Annotated in this window: 9 protein-coding genes and 1 pseudogene; 3 read left to right on the forward strand and 7 right to left on the reverse strand. The window is 31.1% G+C overall.

Features of this window, described 5'->3' with window-relative positions; all coding sequences use genetic code 11:
• Positions 1-1,427 precede the first annotated feature (1,427 nt).
• From RINTHH_RS08180 to RINTHH_RS08195, 3 genes and pseudogenes are all read right to left on the reverse strand, one after another.
• Complete coding sequence (locus RINTHH_RS08180; protein WP_008235258.1) at positions 1,428-2,243, reverse strand: NAD-dependent epimerase/dehydratase family protein; 816 nt, start codon at positions 2,241-2,243, stop codon at positions 1,428-1,430.
• Between the two features lie 1,228 nt (positions 2,244-3,471).
• Positions 3,472-4,205 (reverse strand): annotated as a pseudogene (locus RINTHH_RS11585) (polysaccharide deacetylase family protein).
• A gap of 1,169 nt (positions 4,206-5,374) precedes the next feature.
• A complete protein-coding gene (locus RINTHH_RS08195; protein WP_008235261.1) occupies positions 5,375-6,649 on the reverse strand; it encodes a M16 family metallopeptidase in 1,275 nt (424 codons plus the stop codon).
• Between the two features lie 2,286 nt (positions 6,650-8,935).
• On the opposite strand from RINTHH_RS08195, the gene RINTHH_RS08200 reads away from it, so the two are divergent.
• On the forward strand, positions 8,936-10,456 hold the full coding sequence (locus tag RINTHH_RS08200; RefSeq protein WP_231291177.1) for a GAF domain-containing sensor histidine kinase: 1,521 nt from the start codon (positions 8,936-8,938) through the stop codon (positions 10,454-10,456).
• Positions 10,457-11,483: 1,027 nt separating this feature from the next.
• Here RINTHH_RS08200 and arsS read toward each other — a convergent pair.
• The 4 genes from arsS to RINTHH_RS08220 all read right to left on the reverse strand — a co-directional run bounded on the left by arsS (position 11,484) and on the right by RINTHH_RS08220 (position 17,368).
• Positions 11,484-12,494 carry an arsenosugar biosynthesis radical SAM (seleno)protein ArsS gene (arsS, locus tag RINTHH_RS08205; protein WP_008235264.1) on the reverse strand — a complete coding sequence of 337 codons (1,011 nt, stop codon included), beginning with the start codon at positions 12,492-12,494 and terminating at the stop codon, positions 11,484-11,486.
• Positions 12,495-13,427: 933 nt separating this feature from the next.
• The gene (gene selD / locus RINTHH_RS08210; RefSeq protein ID WP_044304912.1) at positions 13,428-15,752 is read right to left on the reverse strand and encodes a selenide, water dikinase SelD; all 2,325 of its coding nucleotides are present in this window, start codon (positions 15,750-15,752) and stop codon (positions 13,428-13,430) included.
• 676 nt (positions 15,753-16,428) lie between these two features.
• Positions 16,429-16,857, reverse strand: coding sequence for an NUDIX hydrolase (locus tag RINTHH_RS08215; RefSeq protein ID WP_008235269.1), 429 nt, complete (start codon positions 16,855-16,857; stop codon positions 16,429-16,431).
• Between the two features lie 58 nt (positions 16,858-16,915).
• Positions 16,916-17,368 carry a DUF3531 family protein gene (locus tag RINTHH_RS08220; protein ID WP_008235271.1) on the reverse strand — a complete coding sequence of 151 codons (453 nt, stop codon included), beginning with the start codon at positions 17,366-17,368 and terminating at the stop codon, positions 16,916-16,918.
• Positions 17,369-17,526: 158 nt separating this feature from the next.
• On the opposite strand from RINTHH_RS08220, the gene argB reads away from it, so the two are divergent.
• Both argB and RINTHH_RS08230 read left to right on the forward strand, forming a co-directional pair.
• The gene (gene argB / locus RINTHH_RS08225; RefSeq protein WP_008235273.1) at positions 17,527-18,423 is read left to right on the forward strand and encodes an acetylglutamate kinase; all 897 of its coding nucleotides are present in this window, start codon (positions 17,527-17,529) and stop codon (positions 18,421-18,423) included.
• Between the two features lie 144 nt (positions 18,424-18,567).
• Positions 18,568-19,587 (forward strand): amidohydrolase family protein, encoded by a 1,020-nt coding sequence (locus RINTHH_RS08230; RefSeq protein WP_008235281.1) that lies wholly within the window; start codon positions 18,568-18,570, stop codon positions 19,585-19,587.
• Positions 19,588-19,705 lie beyond the last annotated feature (118 nt).

Consider the following 19,705-nt stretch of genomic DNA (forward strand, 5'->3'; position numbering starts at 1 on the left):
AGCTTAGCAAATAAAACATAATTATTCCTTATAAAGACTTTACATCAATATGTGGAAGCAACCTAGTGTTGGTTCTAATTACTTAAAAAGTATAATGAGCTTAATACAGATATAGATTCTAATATTTTTTAGATATATGTGGCTTTTATGAACTATATATAAGCAATAAGATAGTATCAATATCAATCATGATATAAAAATTATAAAGAGTATGATATTACTACAAAATCAAAAGAATAAAAATCAAGAATTAATTTAATCAAGTATCGTTTGTATAAATTCTGTTATTAGATATGATTTTATATGCACAGTTTCTCAGAGTTAAATTGGTAACTTAAGGATAAATATTTGCTATTAATAGACAATAGAAATTGTAATTGATATAAGCTTAATATAAGCCTCATAAAAAAACATAGTAAGATAGTATTTTGTAAATCTTCAAATCCCAAAAAAAGCTGCAATAAATTTATGGCAATCGTATTAGTTATGGATCAACTTAAGCTTTTTAGGATTTTGTCTTTGATATAATTCTATTATGGTGATTATACCCCTCAAAAAATATAAAAATGCTAAATATATTTTTTCTGGTAACAGTCACTTAAAAAAGTCTAACTTATTTAATCTTATATTGTGATTTATTTAAAGTAATTATAAATATTTAGCAATAGTAAAATATAATGAATGCCATCACTACTTATCTAATTTTAATAGATACTGGATAAATTTTTAATACGAATTGATCAAAATCATACCCCGTAAACTGCTAGAACTATATTATCAGGTCTTTAAATATAAATTACTAATTAAAAACTACAAATCCGAAATCTGTATAGCCCCATAAAAAGATATGAATTGGGAGTTTACTTAACAAGTAAATACTAAAAAAATAACTATAATTAAAACATTTTTTTTACTTTCTTTATCTGGAATATTATGTACTTAGAAGTCTAAATATATCTTTCTTGGGTAGGGTTTAGCAGCTATGAAATTATCTATATATTAATGTATGAATAATAGTTATATGAACAGAGCATTCAATGACTACTATTAAATATAATTTTTATGGACGTTAATAGGATTTTCTTTTATAAGAAAAGGGTCATATTCTTAAAATTATCTACAAAAAATAGATTGGTATAATTAATTGAAGAACAATATTTACCTCTGGCTTGGTAAAAATAATCCCAGACAATCATCATATGTTAATAATACTGATATGAGTAGGTTTAAGTAGTTTTAATGATCCTATTCTTAGCAACTCTTATAGAAACTTTTAAAAATCTGATGAGATTTATTAACTAAAACTATTAATATTCATAAGTAATAAGTGCTGATAATAATCAGCCAATTTTTTACATAAAAATTAGAACTTGCAATATCTTTAATAAATTGGGGTTATTAAAACTTTTAACATAAAAATTGTTAGGTTAGAAGGCTATCTTTGGATGTATCAACTGATAACCGGCATCTTTAATTTTTTGATTAGATACATTATGTTGTACCTGTTTGCTTTGATTATAATCCCAGATTACTGGTTGTAAACTATACTTTTCACAAACCTTTTCAATTACTTGACCTTGAGTTAGTTTAGAATCATCAACTAAATTATATACTCCTTTTAAACTGTGTTGGCGTGCAAATTCAATAGCACCAACAATATCATCAAGATGAATCCAGTTTGCTGGTTTTCGACCATCTCCCAGACGGCTTTTGCCTGCGAATCTACTATATATTTTCACTAGCTCCCTATCTGGGCCATAAATTCCACCTAATCGCAATACACAAATATTTAGTTTTCTGCTAGACATAGACAATAATAATTCTTCTGTACGCAGTAAAATTCTACTTTTATCACTAATTGGGTTAGGATTATCTTCTTCACATACTAAGTTAATACCCTGATCCCCATACACAGAAATACTACTCGTATATATTAACTGTTTGAGTGTAGAATTGCCTTGTAAGACATTGACTAGAGCTTCAGCAGTTTTTAAATAAGATTCTTCATAGGAAGATGCCTTACTAGCAACACTCACGAGGGCAATTTCTTGTTCTTTCAATATATATTTTAACTCTTCTGTATCGCTGCATTTTAACAATCTCACCCTCTGTGATAATACTTGTAAATCAGGTATTCGCTCAGCCGTTGTTGTCGTGACAGTAACTGCCAAGGATCTTTGGTATCGCCAGTACCGGGCAACTGCAGAACCAACATATCCACATCCAATGATTACAACATTCATAATGAATTAATAAGAAAATCTTAATTATTGTAAATTTAGTATTAGAATACAAAGATATTGTACTGTTTGACTATATCAAGATATCATTAAGTAATATAAACTTATTATTTGATGATATCCTTTATTTTTTTGCTTCTACTTATATAGAAAATCCCATAAATAACAAATATACTTATTAGAGAATAAGTAAGATAGTAAACAATAGGTAACGGTTAATTTTAGTAAAATAAAGTGAATATTACACTAATATCAACTAGCATAGAAAGTTATCTAATTGAATAGTAAATAAGTTACAAGACCTATGATTAGACTATTGTTAGTAGTTGTATATATATAAATAATATTATACTATTTTATTTTTAAATATAACCAATATTAAATGATTAGTTAGAATGACTTTTATTTAAAATAAATTACGTTAAAATTAACTACCATATGTATGGAATGAATACATTTTTGGTCGGAAAATTATATGAATACAAGGTAAATCAAATAAAATCATTTATTAATTATTCTTATAGAATTTGGTCAATTGTGATTGACAAAATTGAAAGTATTATTTAGGCCAACCCAAAAGCCAGTTAAACAAATGTTTAATGGAGTTATTGACTGATACACTTAGAGTTTTAGTTGAAAACTCTCATCATCCCAATAGTGGTAGGATTTAATAATTATGGAAAATATTACAGATAGGTGGGTAAAAGCGGGTAGTATCTAATTTTAACTAGGAGAAACCTGGGAAATACTGGTAAAAATTCACACTAATCTTAATATCTAATAGTAAGTTTAACTTAAGCATCTTGACTGATAAAAGGAGACTGAGAGTCTTTCAGACTTCAAGAATAGTGAGGTAATATCCTTATCTTCTAATAAATAAAGTAAAAAAGCCGTTAGTGAACTAATATATTCTGTATATATGTTTGTACTGGAGTAGAATCCTATAATTAATTTAGTAATTTACTATAAATAGAACTAGACCTTTAATAATTATTTAAAGCTTACTGCTACTTAGGTTATATGATTTTTATCTAAAAATAAAATAAAGTATTATAAGTAGATAAAAATTTTCATAGAGAATCAATGCATACTTGTTGATGTTATTCCTTTCCAAGAAGTTAATAAGCACCAGTATTATGTAACATAACTCAAGCAGTCCTTGAAATCTTTTACAGGAGAGTGATATTTATCATAAATAAATATATTAATACTTGATTAGCTAGTGTTTAAGTCAGGTTTTAGATCTTAGGGATTTATTTTTTTGTGATTCTGCTAACTTATGTTTCCTATCGTCGGCTTCTAGTAGTTCTGGAATTGTTGCAAAAGTGTATCCTTGTCCTTTTAGTTTTTTAATCATTGGTGCTAGGGATTCTACTGTGTTAGAACGATTGCCACCACCATCATGCAACAAGATAATACCACCCGGTGTTGATTGTTTAACTACACTGGTAACTAAAGTCCCCACTGAAGGACGTTTATAATCATTTGAGTCAGCAGACCACATAACAATAGTGTAGTTTTTCTCCTTAGCATATGCAACCAAACCGTTATTTAACATTCCGCCAGGGGGCCGAAATAAATTGGTTTTTGCCCCTGTTGTTTGATAAATTAGCTCTGAGGTGCGATCAATCTCAAATGCAGCAGCTTGTGGATTATGGTAATGATATCTATGATTCCAAGTATGATTGGCAATCACATGCCCATCATTCACGATACGGCGTCCAATATCAGGTTTGTTCTTCAACGCCTGACCAAGTACAAAGAATGTTGCCCTTACTTGATTTTTTTTAGGATGTCTAGTATTTCCCTAGTATGATTATCCCATGGTCCATCATCAAAAGTTAAGGCAATTAGCTTTCTTCCTCGGGTAACTTTTGCCTGATTAATTATCACCCCTTGAAATCCTTCTGGTCTATTGTAGGCTAAGCCTTTTTTAAAAGCCTGGTTTTGCCAAGTGCTCAGCATTGCTAACCGAAATTTCTCAATTCGCTTTTGAGTTTCACGATCTGTATTGGTCTGATTTCCGCCTCTGATATATTTTGAAGTCTGATTGACAAAAATATTTGATTTTACAGATATTATTAAACCAAAGACTAAAGTAATAAGCAGGGGTAGTAGGGTAAATATGATGGCTTGCAGCCCGGTAAATGGTTTGTTATGTTCCACTACATAACTCCTTCAGGGGTGGGAGCATTGGAAAAGTCTGATACTGGTATTTTATAGTACACTATCTGAATACTTGTTTAAGTAAGCAGGTGACTTTTGTTTTTCTCATAAACGATGTATTTTGAGAGAGTAATTTAGAAATAAATGATAGAATCTTAATTCTAAATTTCTTTTATGTTAAGTTCTCATATTAATATCCCTAATTATTAGATCATCTATTATAACAATAAAACCTACCTATTTGATTGTTGATTTATTTGTATTTATAATGTGTTTACAATATAAATATTGACTTTTGTATTTCATTCTACATATTACCTCACCGATATACTATCACATAGTTACCACATTAGAGGTTATTACTTTTATGTTTAAGTTGGATTAAAATTACAGTATTTTCAATTAGCTGTTACTTAATCGAATTAATCGAAACATTGCCTGGCAACCAAAAATAGATATAAGCATTTATAATATTTATTATAAATTATATTGAATTTAATTCCAGAAATATTTGATCGGATAGCAATATCTGCCCTTAAACTTAGTTAATTATTATAAATACAAATGTATTAGTATTTCAGTTGCTCCATATTGGTAACGTTTACTGTATTAGTTTATGCAAGATGAAACCTAAAAATAAAATTGAATAATCATGTAATAATACGGAATTTTACATAGAATTGTAGCAATTTCTATTAGTTAAAAACTTTATTCTAATCAGAGAGAAGTAAGTATTCTTTTCAAGAATACTACTATTATAGTTGTTAGGCATAATATAATTATATCTATTAGGTAATGATAATCAACGAAAAATACTGGCTTTTTTATATGATATATTTATCATAATTTAATTATATACTTTCTTTGAATTCATCAATATTAGTTTACACAAAAAATCACACCGATTAAAGTATAATATAAGGCTTTTATCCTTATATATCAGATAATCACAGCAATATTTATGGAACCTACTTTAGGATATTTTCTGCAGTTGTTTTTTGGCCAACTAAAGATATATAGGCATTCTGTAAGTATTTACGTGCAATTTTAATTGTATCTTCTATACTTACCCTAAGAATTACTTCTTGAAATAGTTGATCAAAGTCAATTCCTAATCCCATAATTTCATACCAGCCATAAACCTGTGCAATTTGAGCATTAGTTTGTTTCCCCAAAGCATACTGACCTAAAATCTTATTTTTTGATGTTTGTAGTGATGCTATTGATAGTCCATTCCTAGAGAGCAGTTCCACTTCTTTCTGCATTCTAGACAAAGCTTTTTCAGTATTTTCTGGAGCTGTACCCATATAAACTATAAATGATGCGGGGAACATGCGTGTGGGATAAAAGGCTGATACTTCATATGCCAAACCTTGTTTTTCCCTCAATTCCACAAATAAGCGGCTAGAAATTCCATTCCCCAAATAGGTAGATAATATTTTCAAGGCTGCATAATCAGGTGAATATACAGACGCGCCCAAATAACCTAGCATGATTATTGACTGATGAGTATCTTGAGGAGTAATTACTTGTTGCGGGAAAACTGAGATTTTAGATAAGTTTAATGCTGTAGATAATTCTGTATTTGGTATTTGCCAATCACCAAATACTTCCTCAATTACAGTTTTTGCATGATGTGGATCAATCTGCCCAGAAATGCTAATAACGATATTATCCGGCCGAAAATATTGTTGATGAAAATAGAATAAATCTGTATTTTTTAAATTCTTTACAGAGACATCTTCACCTAGAATTGAAAGACCATAAGGGTGATGGCAATACATCACTTTTCTTAATTGATCTAAAGCAATATTAAATGGTTGTTCTTTTTGGGAACGGATATTTTCCAAGATAAGCCGTTTTTCCAACTCAACTTCTGACTTTGCAAAAGTTGGTGAGCGTAAAATTTTTCCTGCTAAATATAAAATTTCTGGAAAATCGCTAGTTATGTTTTTCAAAGATAATAAGAAATAATCAGAATGTGCATGCGTACGAAGACTCGCTCCTAAAGACTCTACCTGTTCAGCAATATTGAAACTTGATAGTCCTTCACATCCCTTCGTAATTACTTCAGATAATAAATGGGTTAAACCTGCTTTATCCCGACTTTCATATGAACTACCAGCACGTACAAAAATCTTGGTTGCAACAATATTACAATTAGGATTCGCTGTTACCAACAATACTATTTTATTACTTAGGGTACTTCGGTAAATTTTATATTCTAGCTGCGAACTAATCATTTAACTTTGAAGTTTATACTTTAAATTTATGGCGTAGTTATATATATTTTTTTAATACATATAACTACCGTGAGATGAATATTTAGATAATTATGTATATAGTTAATTTTAACTTAAAAATTACTGACTCAAATAATAAATTCTCAATTTATAGATGTTAACAATCAGTATTTTATAATATTTATGAAATTTCCCCTATTTTGCTCCTCATTTTTTGTTACACAAATTCAACTATTAATTGGGCATACGGAATATTATTATAACATCTATAAAAACTTTCTATCTGGTGATGGGTTATATATAAAATTAATAAAAGTATTGATAATATATTAAATTCATAAATGTTACTTGAATATTCTAGTGTTGGGATGACAGGGAGTAAACATCTGGCTTATAAAATTTGAGAAGAGTTACTATATAATTACTTAACAGGCAAATCTCTTTAGCAAATACCTCCATCTGGTCGATCATGAATAAGATGAAAATAACGTATAGTTATCTGGAGAATTATGTATTGGTTCTTCTTATCTACTTAATACTTAATGTCCATAAGGCTTATTTTAGTATGCATTATGTAGTAAAGGTTGAAGAATAATCAACATAAGTATAGCTAATACGAGCACTCTTAAATATTAACTCGATTTTAAACTCCTGGAATAGATTTACCTGGGGCTGGTTTGACTTTACCCTGAATAATCAATCCCAAAATAAGAATTTGGTTCTCTGATAAAACTATTATTTACCAATACATCAGCTAAAATCATGAAGTATGGAGAATTATTGATGTGTTAAATTCAAGCCATATTTGAAGAATTTAAATCCTGATAAACATTTAATCCTGGAAAATTTAGTATAGCTAGCTATACTAAATTTTCCAGGATAGCAAGGGGTGATAATTAAGCCAGGTATTTTTCCTTAGGCATAGAAGACATAGATTAGCATTAAACCAGTAAATAACAGTGTATTTCATCTAATTTTAATTAATAGCAAGTTAAATGCTTTTATCATTTATATTTACTTACTATATAAACTATTGAATTATAGCAATATGGCTAACCCTTAAGTGTCATCATAATGATAACTAATATTCATAACCCATCATACAAAGTTTTATCTATCAAGGTTAGTATCTCAATAGATATTCATATATATAAGTAAAAACATTTAATTAATAATATAGAAAAGTATATACTATTAATAGTATTATGGGTTAGATTAACTTTGTCATATCTGTTACCCGTACAGAGATAACACTATACTTGATAAGAGGTTTGGAACCTTGTCTATGGGTTTTGCCAATGATGAGTAAGAATCTCTTATAAATTGAATTCATCGGAGCTAGCTATAATTATAGTAGATACTACAACAATACCTGTCTATAAAAATAAAAAAATTAAACCTGAATCTTTGCATAATTATATTTAGTATAATAGTTATGTTACTTATCTCACTCTTATTATATTCAGTTACTTAATCCTAGTTTTATACATATCTCTGCAAAAAGTCTTTGATAAGCTAGGTTCTTCATGAAAATAAGGATTAGATTTTAACTTGGTAACTTAATATATAAATAATGTTGCCGGTTATGAAGAACGTAGTTTTCTATATTTTTGTGGAATGAGTAATTGATTGGGGAGTAATTGCAGACTTCATATACATGCAACCAGTATAAACATATTTTTATAGCTGGGGTTAACATTTGAATTTAGGAATATTTTTATTTTGTTAGAAATTTACTGTGCGAAGATTTTTATATTGACTTAATTGATGATAATTATCTCTGCGTGGATTCTAAAAGAAATTGAAGATATTCTAATGCAATTAGAATTAATGTAAGATTTAGATCAATAGTTTTTCTTAATGGGGTTTAGCATAATAGTCTTGAGTTAATGCAGAACTCCTAGCTGGTTTACACCAAATAAAAATTGTTGGATATGAGAAAAAGATAGGTTATTTATGAAATTCAGTAATTTATTGTGCATCACGATTGATCAACCATAATATCAAGAACTGTTATATATTCTGCTATGATTCATATCACCATGAGGCAATCAGCATTCTTGTTACCTCTGATAACTTTTTAAATATCCTTTTATAAATATTTGCAAAATATAAGAATACATTCTCCATACAATAGTTTACCTGAGAATAATAGGAAAATTGTTTATACAGATTTTGTTCAACTGACTCTGATTTTGGGAATGATTAATAGTAACAAGTAAGTGAGATAACGAAGTAGTAATTGTAAAAAATGCTACAGATTATTACTTGTTAATAAGGGTCTTAATGGCAATATTTGAATTAGACAATACAATGTTTGATATGAAAGATGATTGGGATTCTCAAAAAGTTAAAGAAAGACGTAGGCTGAAAGCTCTATCAGAACTGAATTTACGACAATCAGAAACCATTCCCGTTTTTGAAGAAGCTACTCAAACAGCCGCTCATTTCTTGTCTGTGCCAATTTCAATTTTGGGCTTTATTGATCAAGAATTTCATTGGTTTAAATCAGCGATTGGTCTGTCACGCCTGGGATTCATGAATCCACTAGCACAAACTCGCCAACTCTTACGCCAGGAATCTTTTTGTAATTACGTAGTCCAAAATACTCAAGTTCTAAAAATAAATGATACTAGCAATCATGCTGAGAAAAATATTTCTGAGAGCAAATTAACTAAAGGTTATGGAATTCGTTCTTACCTAGGAATACCACTAATAGATTCTGCAGGTAATTGTTTGGGTACCATTGCAGTTATGGATTTAGTTCCACGTCGGTTTAACCATCAAGAGATTGAGCTCCTACAAGTTATTGCTCGTTGGGGTATGAGTGAATTTGAGCGTAATCGACTGCTAAAGCTAACTTCGGCAGGACCTATAAATCAAGCCAGTTGGCAAATAGAAGAGGAGATAAAAACAAAACCACAGATTATTTTGTCTCCATCTTTAGTTTTTGAAGCTCCAACTTCCATCTGTAATCTCAAATTGAAATTATTAGAACAATTAACCCAAGAATTGCGTACTCCTTTAACTTCTGTATTGGGAATGGCTAGTGTTTTAGGAAGAGAAATTTATGGCCCTTTAACAACTAAGCAAAGGGAGTATATAGAAATTATTCAACATAGCGGGAATTATTTACTTTCTCTTGTCAACGCAATTAATGAATTAGGAATGATGGCTGATAATGATGCCATGAAATTAAATATTACCCCTGTAGATATTGAGATGTTATGTCAGCAAGCAATTAGCACTTTAGAGGAAGTTGCCCATTGTCGTGAACAGGATATTCGCTTATCTATTGAACCTGAATCTTCTCGCATCTATTCCCTAGATAGAGACAAAGTTAGACAGATACTTTATCATCTAATTTCCAGTATCATTCAAACTTCTGCTACTGGTAGCTTAGTGAGAATTCATATTTCTTGTAAGGAAAATCATTTAAATATTACCATATGGGTTTCCCATCCTTTGCCAGGAGAGGGTGTAAAAGATATCAATTCTTTATTTCACTTAAGTAGTTTGCTAAATTTAGAACTTAGTAGCTTAATTCCTAAACTCAATCATCATTCTCCAGAATCTGATAATTCCAGCAGCAAATCTATTCTGTTCCAGAATGACAAAAAAGTAGCCATAGGAAATAATTCTATTCCTGAGAAAGAAGAAGTAAAATCAAGTTTTTGCTCACCTCATGAAAGTTTAGGTCTATTACTCAGTAGTCATTTATCACAATTACATGGTGGACATATTTCCACTCATGGTTCTCAAAAATCAGGATACCAATATATTCTATCTTTGCCAAAGTATCAATAATACTTTGATCAAAAAGCTAAAGATACACATAATTGATATTACTTAGTTAAGTATCTATAAACGTTTATTTTATTGTAATAGCTTTACATAGAAATTATATGTATTCAAACTATACCTTTGGTAACAGAGTATAAAGTCAGGAGAGCATAATAAAACCTTTGTAGTATGGGTTTTATTGCCTATACTGTTTTTATGGGTATTTAAATATTAAGAATATAAGTATACAAATGCCATGGTTAGAAAAACTGTAGTTGTGAACCCAGTGAAATCAAAAATAGTTGATATGAAACTATTGGCAGATTATTTTTTTCTTAAACTAAAGAGAAGCAACAGAACATTTATAGAGAAAATTTAGGAATATCACAAGTATAAATAATGATAGATATCCAACTTATAAATAACAAATAATATAGAAATATATGGATATTCGGTAGATATAAATTACTGTAGGAGTACCCATATCTATTATGTTTCTAAAAATCCACATACAATTGTTAATTTATCTAAAGCCATAATATTTGTTTTGATTAAGCTGCCAATATAAATTTTATGCCTTGATCCACGTAAATATTTATACTTGTATATCAGAAATGATGGAGTTATTATATTTTTTTGAGTTTGAGTTATTGATTATTAGACTAAAGCATTTAATACAAATACAAATTATTATAAAGAGCTGAGATAGTTAAACAAATACTAACTGTTGATTATACATTACTCTTAAAATCCTTTAAGCTCAGATTGGAATGGGCTATTATGTTATGTTGTGGAAACTACGGTTATAGAGAATATAGCTAAAACAATATACTCTATATTAGAAAATAAGGTTATAGTTTCTTTTACACTAATAAATTTTATTTTTAAAATAAATAAGACTACAAGTAAATTTTAGTAATTTGTTAGAAATATGAAGACTATTGAGGCTAATGAGTACTTATGTGAATCACTATAGTTTAGGGGACTAACTAGTAGTTGCCACTATATCATTCATATGACTATATTGTTGGAAACAAAGATTTTATACGTATTAACTTACCTGAGAATTTAAAGCACCACCACAACTAGAGCCGTTACCAGCTGTACAGCCATAACAGTAATCTGCCGTTTCGACATTGTTAATTACATCCAAACTACTATTTGCTAGTAACTCATTAACCGTAATAGTTGTTCCAGATAGTGTCTTAGCTGGTAATTTCATCACTTGGTGAAAATCGCAATCATAAACATTACCAAGATAGTCAATAGAAAGTTGATCCCAACACATCAAACCCCGGACAGTATTAGAATTAAACTTGGACTCTAAAAACTTTAAATAGTTAGTATATAATTGTTTTTGTTCCAAATATAATTTTGTTCTACCAATAGGAATATTAGTAATAGTAAGAAGATTATTGAAAATAATAGCATAATTGTCTTTCAATAATATCTTATAATATTTTTCTAGTTTGGTTTGCTGGGGAGTTAGTATAAACCTTTGATCTGTCGGTAATTTGGGATTATATACCAAATCTAAAATTAGTTCAGGATTTTTACCATAGCCAAGTTGATTTAACCATTGTAAAGCTCTAATAGAATGACCGAAAACTCCACCTCCGCGCATTTCGTCAACATTATCAGCCAAATAATAGGGTAGAGAAGCAACTATTCTAATTTTATATTTAGCAAAGTACTCTGGTAAAGATGCACATTCATCTCTAAAGTAAACAGTTAAATTTGAACGTACAATTACTTGTTTACCAGTAGCTATTGCTGCCTCAACCAACATTTTAAATCCATAATTCATTTCCGGTGCACCACCAGTCAAATCGACAGTTTTAATTTGAGGAAATTGGTAAATTAATGTAATTATTTGTTTACATACTTCAGGGGAAAGCTCTTCTGTACGTTGCGGTCCTGCTTCCACATGACAGTGAGTACACGCTAAATTACAGCGTTTTCCAAGATTAATTTGTAAAACTTTTATTTTCTTTTTAATAAGAGGCAATGTTAACTTTTGTGCAAATGGTGTAATTTTGGTCTTCTTTAGTTCTGCTGACATAGTTTTAGTTGAGGCTTTCTTAGTACATATAAGCTCTATTCTATAACCTTCAATAGTTTAATAGTATGCCTAGTAAGTCAGATATATATTATGGGGAAAACTTCTAAGTATATTTTATTAATAAATAGTAAATATTTTACTTACGTATTCAATGATTAAAACCTAATTCTCCAATTTAAAATAATATAAAAATAAATTATCGTAAATCAAAATTAGGAAGTTAGTTATCAAACTTAATTATTACTTAAATATACTCTTTAATCAAGAGTAATTAAAGAGTAAAACCTTTCATCTCTTATTAGCGGCACTCAGAATTATATGTGAATAAATGATATATTTTGATTATGAATTAGCTTACCTTTAAATAGTAAAAATACTTAGTTGCGATGAATCTTAATTTGACACAATGATATTATATTTAAGCTTTAATCGGCTGTTAACTTAGACTAAAAGTAATTTTGGAATTTATATTGGTTCGATAAGTATAATTATCAGAGCAAACATTTAATAGTATGGAATACTATAAGAATTCATCAGAGATCTTAACAGAAAAAATAAATACAATTCGCTTAAGAACAAGTAAATAATATTATATAAGTTTAATTCAAGCCTGATTTATTTATCAGTAAAATTATTATCATTTACTGGCTGCAACTATACTGTGCTCAAATACTTTAGTTTGAACATCTATATATAAATACTAACCAAATAATTCTAACTAGTTTTATATTTAAATTCATATAATTAGACTCGTCAAATTAGTATGATTAAATATCAGATTGGTCCAGTATATCTATGTGTTACAAGTATTAAAACTCATAAATTAATATCTGTTCATCTATTAAACTTTAATTTTGACTTATGTATCTTATTATACCATATTTTTCTCGTTTTTTAATCTTTATAAGTTTGATTTTGCGGTATCTTAAAGTATTAGTCTTCTAAACTATAAGAAATGTTGATAAAACCCTCACTCCTGATAAAAGGAATTACATAAGCAACCACAGAGCTATCCTTATAGCCTATACTTTGCAGTTGGTTAATACAATCATTTGCATGTTCGAAAGGAACAGAGGCTAATAATCCTCCCGAAGTTTGGGGATCAAATATTATGGGATAGTAGGGGTAAGAGAAAAGAGAATCTCTATTAACTATATAATGAGATGATTTAACATTTTCTGGATGCAAAGTACTTAAAATACCCTGAGCTATTGTTTCCCTAGCCCCAGGTAATATGGGTATTTTTTCCAGTTCTAAATCCACGCCAACACCAGAAGCACTTACCATTTCTAATAAGTGTCCCAACAAACCAAAACCAGTGACATCAGTACAGGCATTAACATTATTTTGCAACAAACATTCAGCTGCTCTCCCATTGGGGATTAACATTGATGTAATTGCTTTGTCAATCCACCGGCTTTTAGCCTGATGACGCATATCAGCGGCAAATAATGTACCTGTACCTAACGCTTTAGTTAAAATTACTACATCTCCCACTTTCATTCCTCCTTTGCGTAGTAATTTATCTGTATCAGCAAAACCATTACAGGACAATCCAAACCCCAATTCATAACTTTCCGATGTATGACCTCCAATTAAAGATGTATTCGTTTCACGTAACACTTTAACTGAACCTGATAATAATTGATAAAAAGTTTCTTCCACCTTACTATTAATGCCATAGGGGATGTTGGCAATTGCTAATACACTATGGGGCACTGCACCCATGGCAAATATATCACTCAAACAGTGGTTGGTAGCAATCTGCCCAAAAAGGTAGGGATCATTAACTAAAGCACGAAAATAATCAATGGTTTGGACTAAAAACTTATTCCCTGTTACCTTAATTACCGATCCATCATCAGCCGTTTCTAGACCAATAATAATATTTTGCTGGTGGTTAAGGTTTATTTGTTCTGTTTGAATACGTTGTAAAACCTTAGTCATTACTGTACTCCCAACTTTAGAACCACATCCAGCACAAGGCATGATATCATTTGGTTTCAGTGATTGGCTTTGAGTTGAGTAGAAAGGAGTAAAAGAAAGTCGAGAAATGGATTTGTGATTAATGAGTGGAGTTCTGGTCTGTGTACTTCTCATCTGCGGTAAATCGCTGAATTTTTTCATGAAGCGGCGGTCAATCCAATCTTTGCAATACCAGGTAAGTGTATTAGGAGGTAAAGTAAAAACATCTCGAGTAGCAATCGCTCTTCCATCACCAGTACCAATCAGACTCAAGTATTTTTTCTGGGGGATGTATGATTTCAGAGATTTTCCTTGTAAATATCTCCGCAGATTTGTAAATAAAGGTTTACCTTGACGAACAGCAAAAACACCTGCCTTGGAACAAGGATAATTTATCATGGTTGCAATATCACCTGCTGCAAAGATATAAGGATGGGATAAAGACTGCAATGTATCATCCACAAGAATAAAGCCTTGAGTATCTGTTTTGAGGAGTGATGTTTGCAACCATGGAGCTGCTGATGGTTGCGTAACCCAAAAAATATGGGTGTATTCCCCAGTGAGACCAGACTCAGATTGAAGTTTGAATATATTGTTTTTTTTGGATTCTATTTGGTTTATATTCTCCCCCAAGTAAACTTGAATCTGATGTTTATATAATATTCTCCGAATGTGAGAGCGTACAAATTGGTTATTATGTGGCAGTATGCAAGAATTACGTTGAAACAAATGAACATCCAAAGATTCTTTACATACTATTCTACTTAACTTAGTCCTCATTGCTAAAGCTAATTCTACACCTCCAATACCACCACCAACAATGGCTATTTTGATTTGCTGCTGAGGATTATCAGCAGCTCTTTTAGTAATCTCTTCCCAACGCGTTAATAGCTGACTCACAGGTTTGGCAGGAATAGCATATTCTGATGCCCCGCTTGTATTCATGTTATCAGGAGTACTTCCAATATCAATAGATAACACATCAAAACTTACTGGTGGTCGGTTAGAACATAGTATTTGATTATGGGCTAAATCTAAACCAACTACATTGTCAATATACAATTGTGTTTGAGCGAAATTAGCAAGTAATCGCAGGTTTATATGACATTCATCATAGTTATAAAAACCAGCAATATGTCCTGGTAACATTCCGGAGTAAGGAGTATCAGATGAATCAGTAATTAATGTCAAACGGACTCCAGGTATGGGATGCATACCTAGCATTTTCAATACAATAATGTGACTATGACCACCACCAATTAGCACTAAGTCTTTAACTATGGAATTGTACATTAGAAGTAATAATTTCAAATAATCCTAAATGGCAAACTATTGCCAGTAGTTTATTCTAAAACACCATAATTTCAACCTGAACAGATTAAACTAGATTTATTCGTAATTAACTTAGGGGTTCTATCTATACCTATACAACTCTATTTATGAGGTTGGTGTTGTGCTTCCACCAATAAATAATATTTTCATAATCTATTAGTAACTAGAATCAAATAATATTAGGCAAAATCCTTAATTCGATTATGATAGAGTCTGTCCACTCATGATGGTATGTTCTATTTAGGTTAAAATATCTTCTCAAAGCAAATATTAATACCCTGGCAATATACAAATTTAAAAAATTTAAAGACTGCGTTTCAGGAATTTATGTTTCGTCGGCCCAGAAAATAAGTTTGCCGGTATCAAGATTTATATTTATTAATGGGACTCTCACTGATGAGAATGGTAGATACTCTAATTTTAAAACTTTTAGTCACCTAACTATTATTGCTGGAGGAGGGTTTGGTATAGTTGCAGCGATATTTATTTTTTTTCCAACTATACACCCCCTCTAACTTCTCCACTACTTATAGGAGTGCATAGACTTACCCTTTAATTTCCCTAAATTCATACCTGAAATATTAGCCATTTCACTTTTAAGCTTATTCATAATTTTATGCTCAAATATAATTGACTTTCACAAATAGTCCAGAAATTCTTCTGGTACTAGCTTCAATGAACCGGACTGAAAGTGTTTAATGTTTATCCATAGGGCAACCTTTTCATGTTTTCCCTCTTTAAATACAAGTCTTTCTAATTGATACAATTTGGGGTCAGTAAAACCGCATTTATAAAGTTGTATAACTTCATGACATGGTTGACCATTGTAGGTAAATATATTTTCCAGACACCCCAAGTATTCTATATGGTTTAGTTCTGCCTGGATTTCTTCCTGAAATTCCCTTTTTAGTGCAACTAGGCTATTTTCACCAAATTCAACACCTCCTCCTAGAGCACGATAAAAATATGCCCCTTTTGCATAATCATACCCCTGTGAGACAAAAATATATTCTCCATTTCTAATTAACCCTAAAGCAATAAGACGTATTTGGCCTGATTGGTGCATTAACAATATTCCACATATAATATGGGTTCAATTTATCAAATCTATTAAGTAATTCACATTAATTATCATAGATAAGAGAATTATGACCATGAGTTTCTTCTATCGGCCAGTCTGCATTCATACCACCTATGTATAATTCTTTTATCGCAATATATTCTGAGGATAATTGCTGAATAGCATTGATTAAAATATCGAGAGCAACTGCATCAGAAGTACCCATATCAAACCAACAACGCCCCCAATTGCCATGGTATTCAAACTCACTCATGTTATGCATTAATGCTAATAAGCTATTATCATAACCTTGACAATCATAACTCATATAGCTTAATTCTAGCCCTGTCTCTTGTACTTGAAGGTTTTCCGCATTGAATGCTCCTAATTTACCTAGATAGAACCATGAATTGAACAATTCTTCTACATACTGTTTTTCACTCGGTGAAGGAACAGTAATAAATTCGAGCCAAATCCACAAGTCAAATGGGTTAATTTCACGGAAATGTATTTGCATTCCCCTTATATATTCTGTATTTAATTTATTTGCAAGTACTTATATTATAAGTTGATTGAAGTTATGAGGGAAGCCAAACACAAAAATTATCTGGAGATTGTTGAGAAGGTCAAACTCTTTTAAACTGTCTAGAACAACTTTCACTGCCCATATAAAAAATGATAGCCAACAATCAGGAACATATTAGGCAAACTGAGGCTACACGAGTACGAGTTCTCAGCGAGGCATTACCTTACATACAAGAATTTGCAGGTCGTACTATTGTAGTGAAATATGGTGGTGCAGCGATGAAGGATAGTAACCTCAAGGATAAAGTTATCCGTGATATTATTTTTTTGTCTTGTGTTGGTTTAAAACCAATTTTAGTACATGGTGGTGGACCAGAAATTAATAGCTGGCTAGATAAGTTAGGGATAGAACCCCAATTTATAAATGGCTTACGGGTAACAGATTCACTTACTATGAATGTAGTGGAAATGGTTCTAGTTGGTCGGGTGAATAAGGAGATTGTATCATTAATAAATCAAGCCGGTGGCTCTGCTGTCGGTATGTGCGGTAAGGATGGTAAATTAATTCTAGCTCGCCCTCAAGGTCAAGAAGGTATTGGTTTTGTAGGAGAAGTCAGCAGTGTAGATACTAAGATTCTAGAAACATTGGTTGATAATGGGTATATCCCTGTGGTTTCTAGTGTGGCAGATGATGAAAATGGCCAAGTATACAACATTAATGCAGATACTGTAGCTGGAGAGATTGCAGCAGCTTTAGGGGCAGAAAAGTTAATTTTATTAACCGATACTCCTGGTATTCTAAAAGATTCTAAAAATCCTTCTACCTTAATTCCCAAAATTGATATTCAGGAAGCCAGACAGTTAATTGCCAATGGTACAGTAGATGGAGGTATGATACCCAAAGTTAATTGTTGTGTACGCGCACTTGCTCAAGGTGTGAAAGCAACACACATTATAGATGGTCGCATCCCCCATGCTCTACTACTGGAAATTTTTACTGATGGGGGTATTGGAACCATGTTAATTGGGTCTTTGCTTATAGCTTGAGTATTTTTTTGTAGACGCTCAACAATTTAAGAAGAAAACTTAGCTATTTTCATAGACAATAGTATCTTCTCTTCAGTGGCCACCCTTGTTTTTTTTAGTGGAATGTTAATAGTATTTAAGAAGGAAATGAGTTAAAAACGCAAAATGGCATTGCATGCAGAACTGCACAGGCATCTAGGTGGCTCAGTGGTACCCCGTATCTTATGGCGGTATTTAGAGCAAAATTCTTCTGAGTTGATTTCTCGTTTTACTGAATACTCAACTTTTGAGGAGTATTACACTGGCAAGCGTAATACTTTAGATGAGTATTTAGAACTACATACCCTAGTAGAAAGTGTACAAATTGTAGAAACCTTGCCTTATTTCATTTATCGTTTGATTCGTGGTGCTTACATCTTTGAAAATTTAGCTTATTTAGAACTACGTTATACTCCTTATCTACGTACTCCTGATACTTTTAATCAATCGCAGAGAATTGAGAAAATGGCTGAGATTGTTGACATTGTAGGTAAAGCCAGCCAAATATCAGAATATCCAGTTATTACGAGTCAAATTCTATGCATGCACTCTCGTTTACCTTACGAAGTAAATAAAGCAATCATTGATTTGGCAGCACAAAATAAGCATTATGTCTGTGCAGTAGATATTGCTGGTGGAGATATTTACTATAGAGAACGTCTGGAGGAATGGATAAGCCTATATGATTATGCCCTCTCTCTAGGTCTAAATACTACTGGGCATCTTTATGAAACTAGTAATGGTTGTTATCCTGAACTTTTGCCATATCTCCGACGGATTGGCCATGGCATCCAAATACCCCTATTGTATCCAGAGCTTTTACCTGACTTAGCTAAACACCAACAGTGTTTAGAAGTTTGTCCAACTACCTATATTAAAACTGGTACCCTACAAGATATCAGCAAGCTAAAAACAGTATTTGATCTTTGTTTTGCAAATGGTGTAGATATTGCTATTTGTACAGATAATGCTGGATTGCACAATATGCGTTTACCATTTGAGTATGAAAATCTTCTAACTCATAACATTATTAATTTTCAACAGTTACAAGCCTGTCAAGATGCAGCCTTTCGCCATGCCTTTGCATGGCCTCATAGCCAGGGTCCAGCATCATTATTAAATGGATTACTTAATCCTAAACTATGAATTAATAAGGATTACAATAGATGGGGATTAGTTTTGACATCATGCCAAATGCTTAAATTAATATACTTGCACTAGTGATTTCACTGGCAGTCAAAATGCAAATTTTTTGCTCTAAATT

This window comes from Richelia intracellularis HH01 (genome assembly GCF_000350105.1).
GTDB classification, from domain to species: domain Bacteria; phylum Cyanobacteriota; class Cyanobacteriia; order Cyanobacteriales; family Nostocaceae; genus Richelia; species Richelia intracellularis.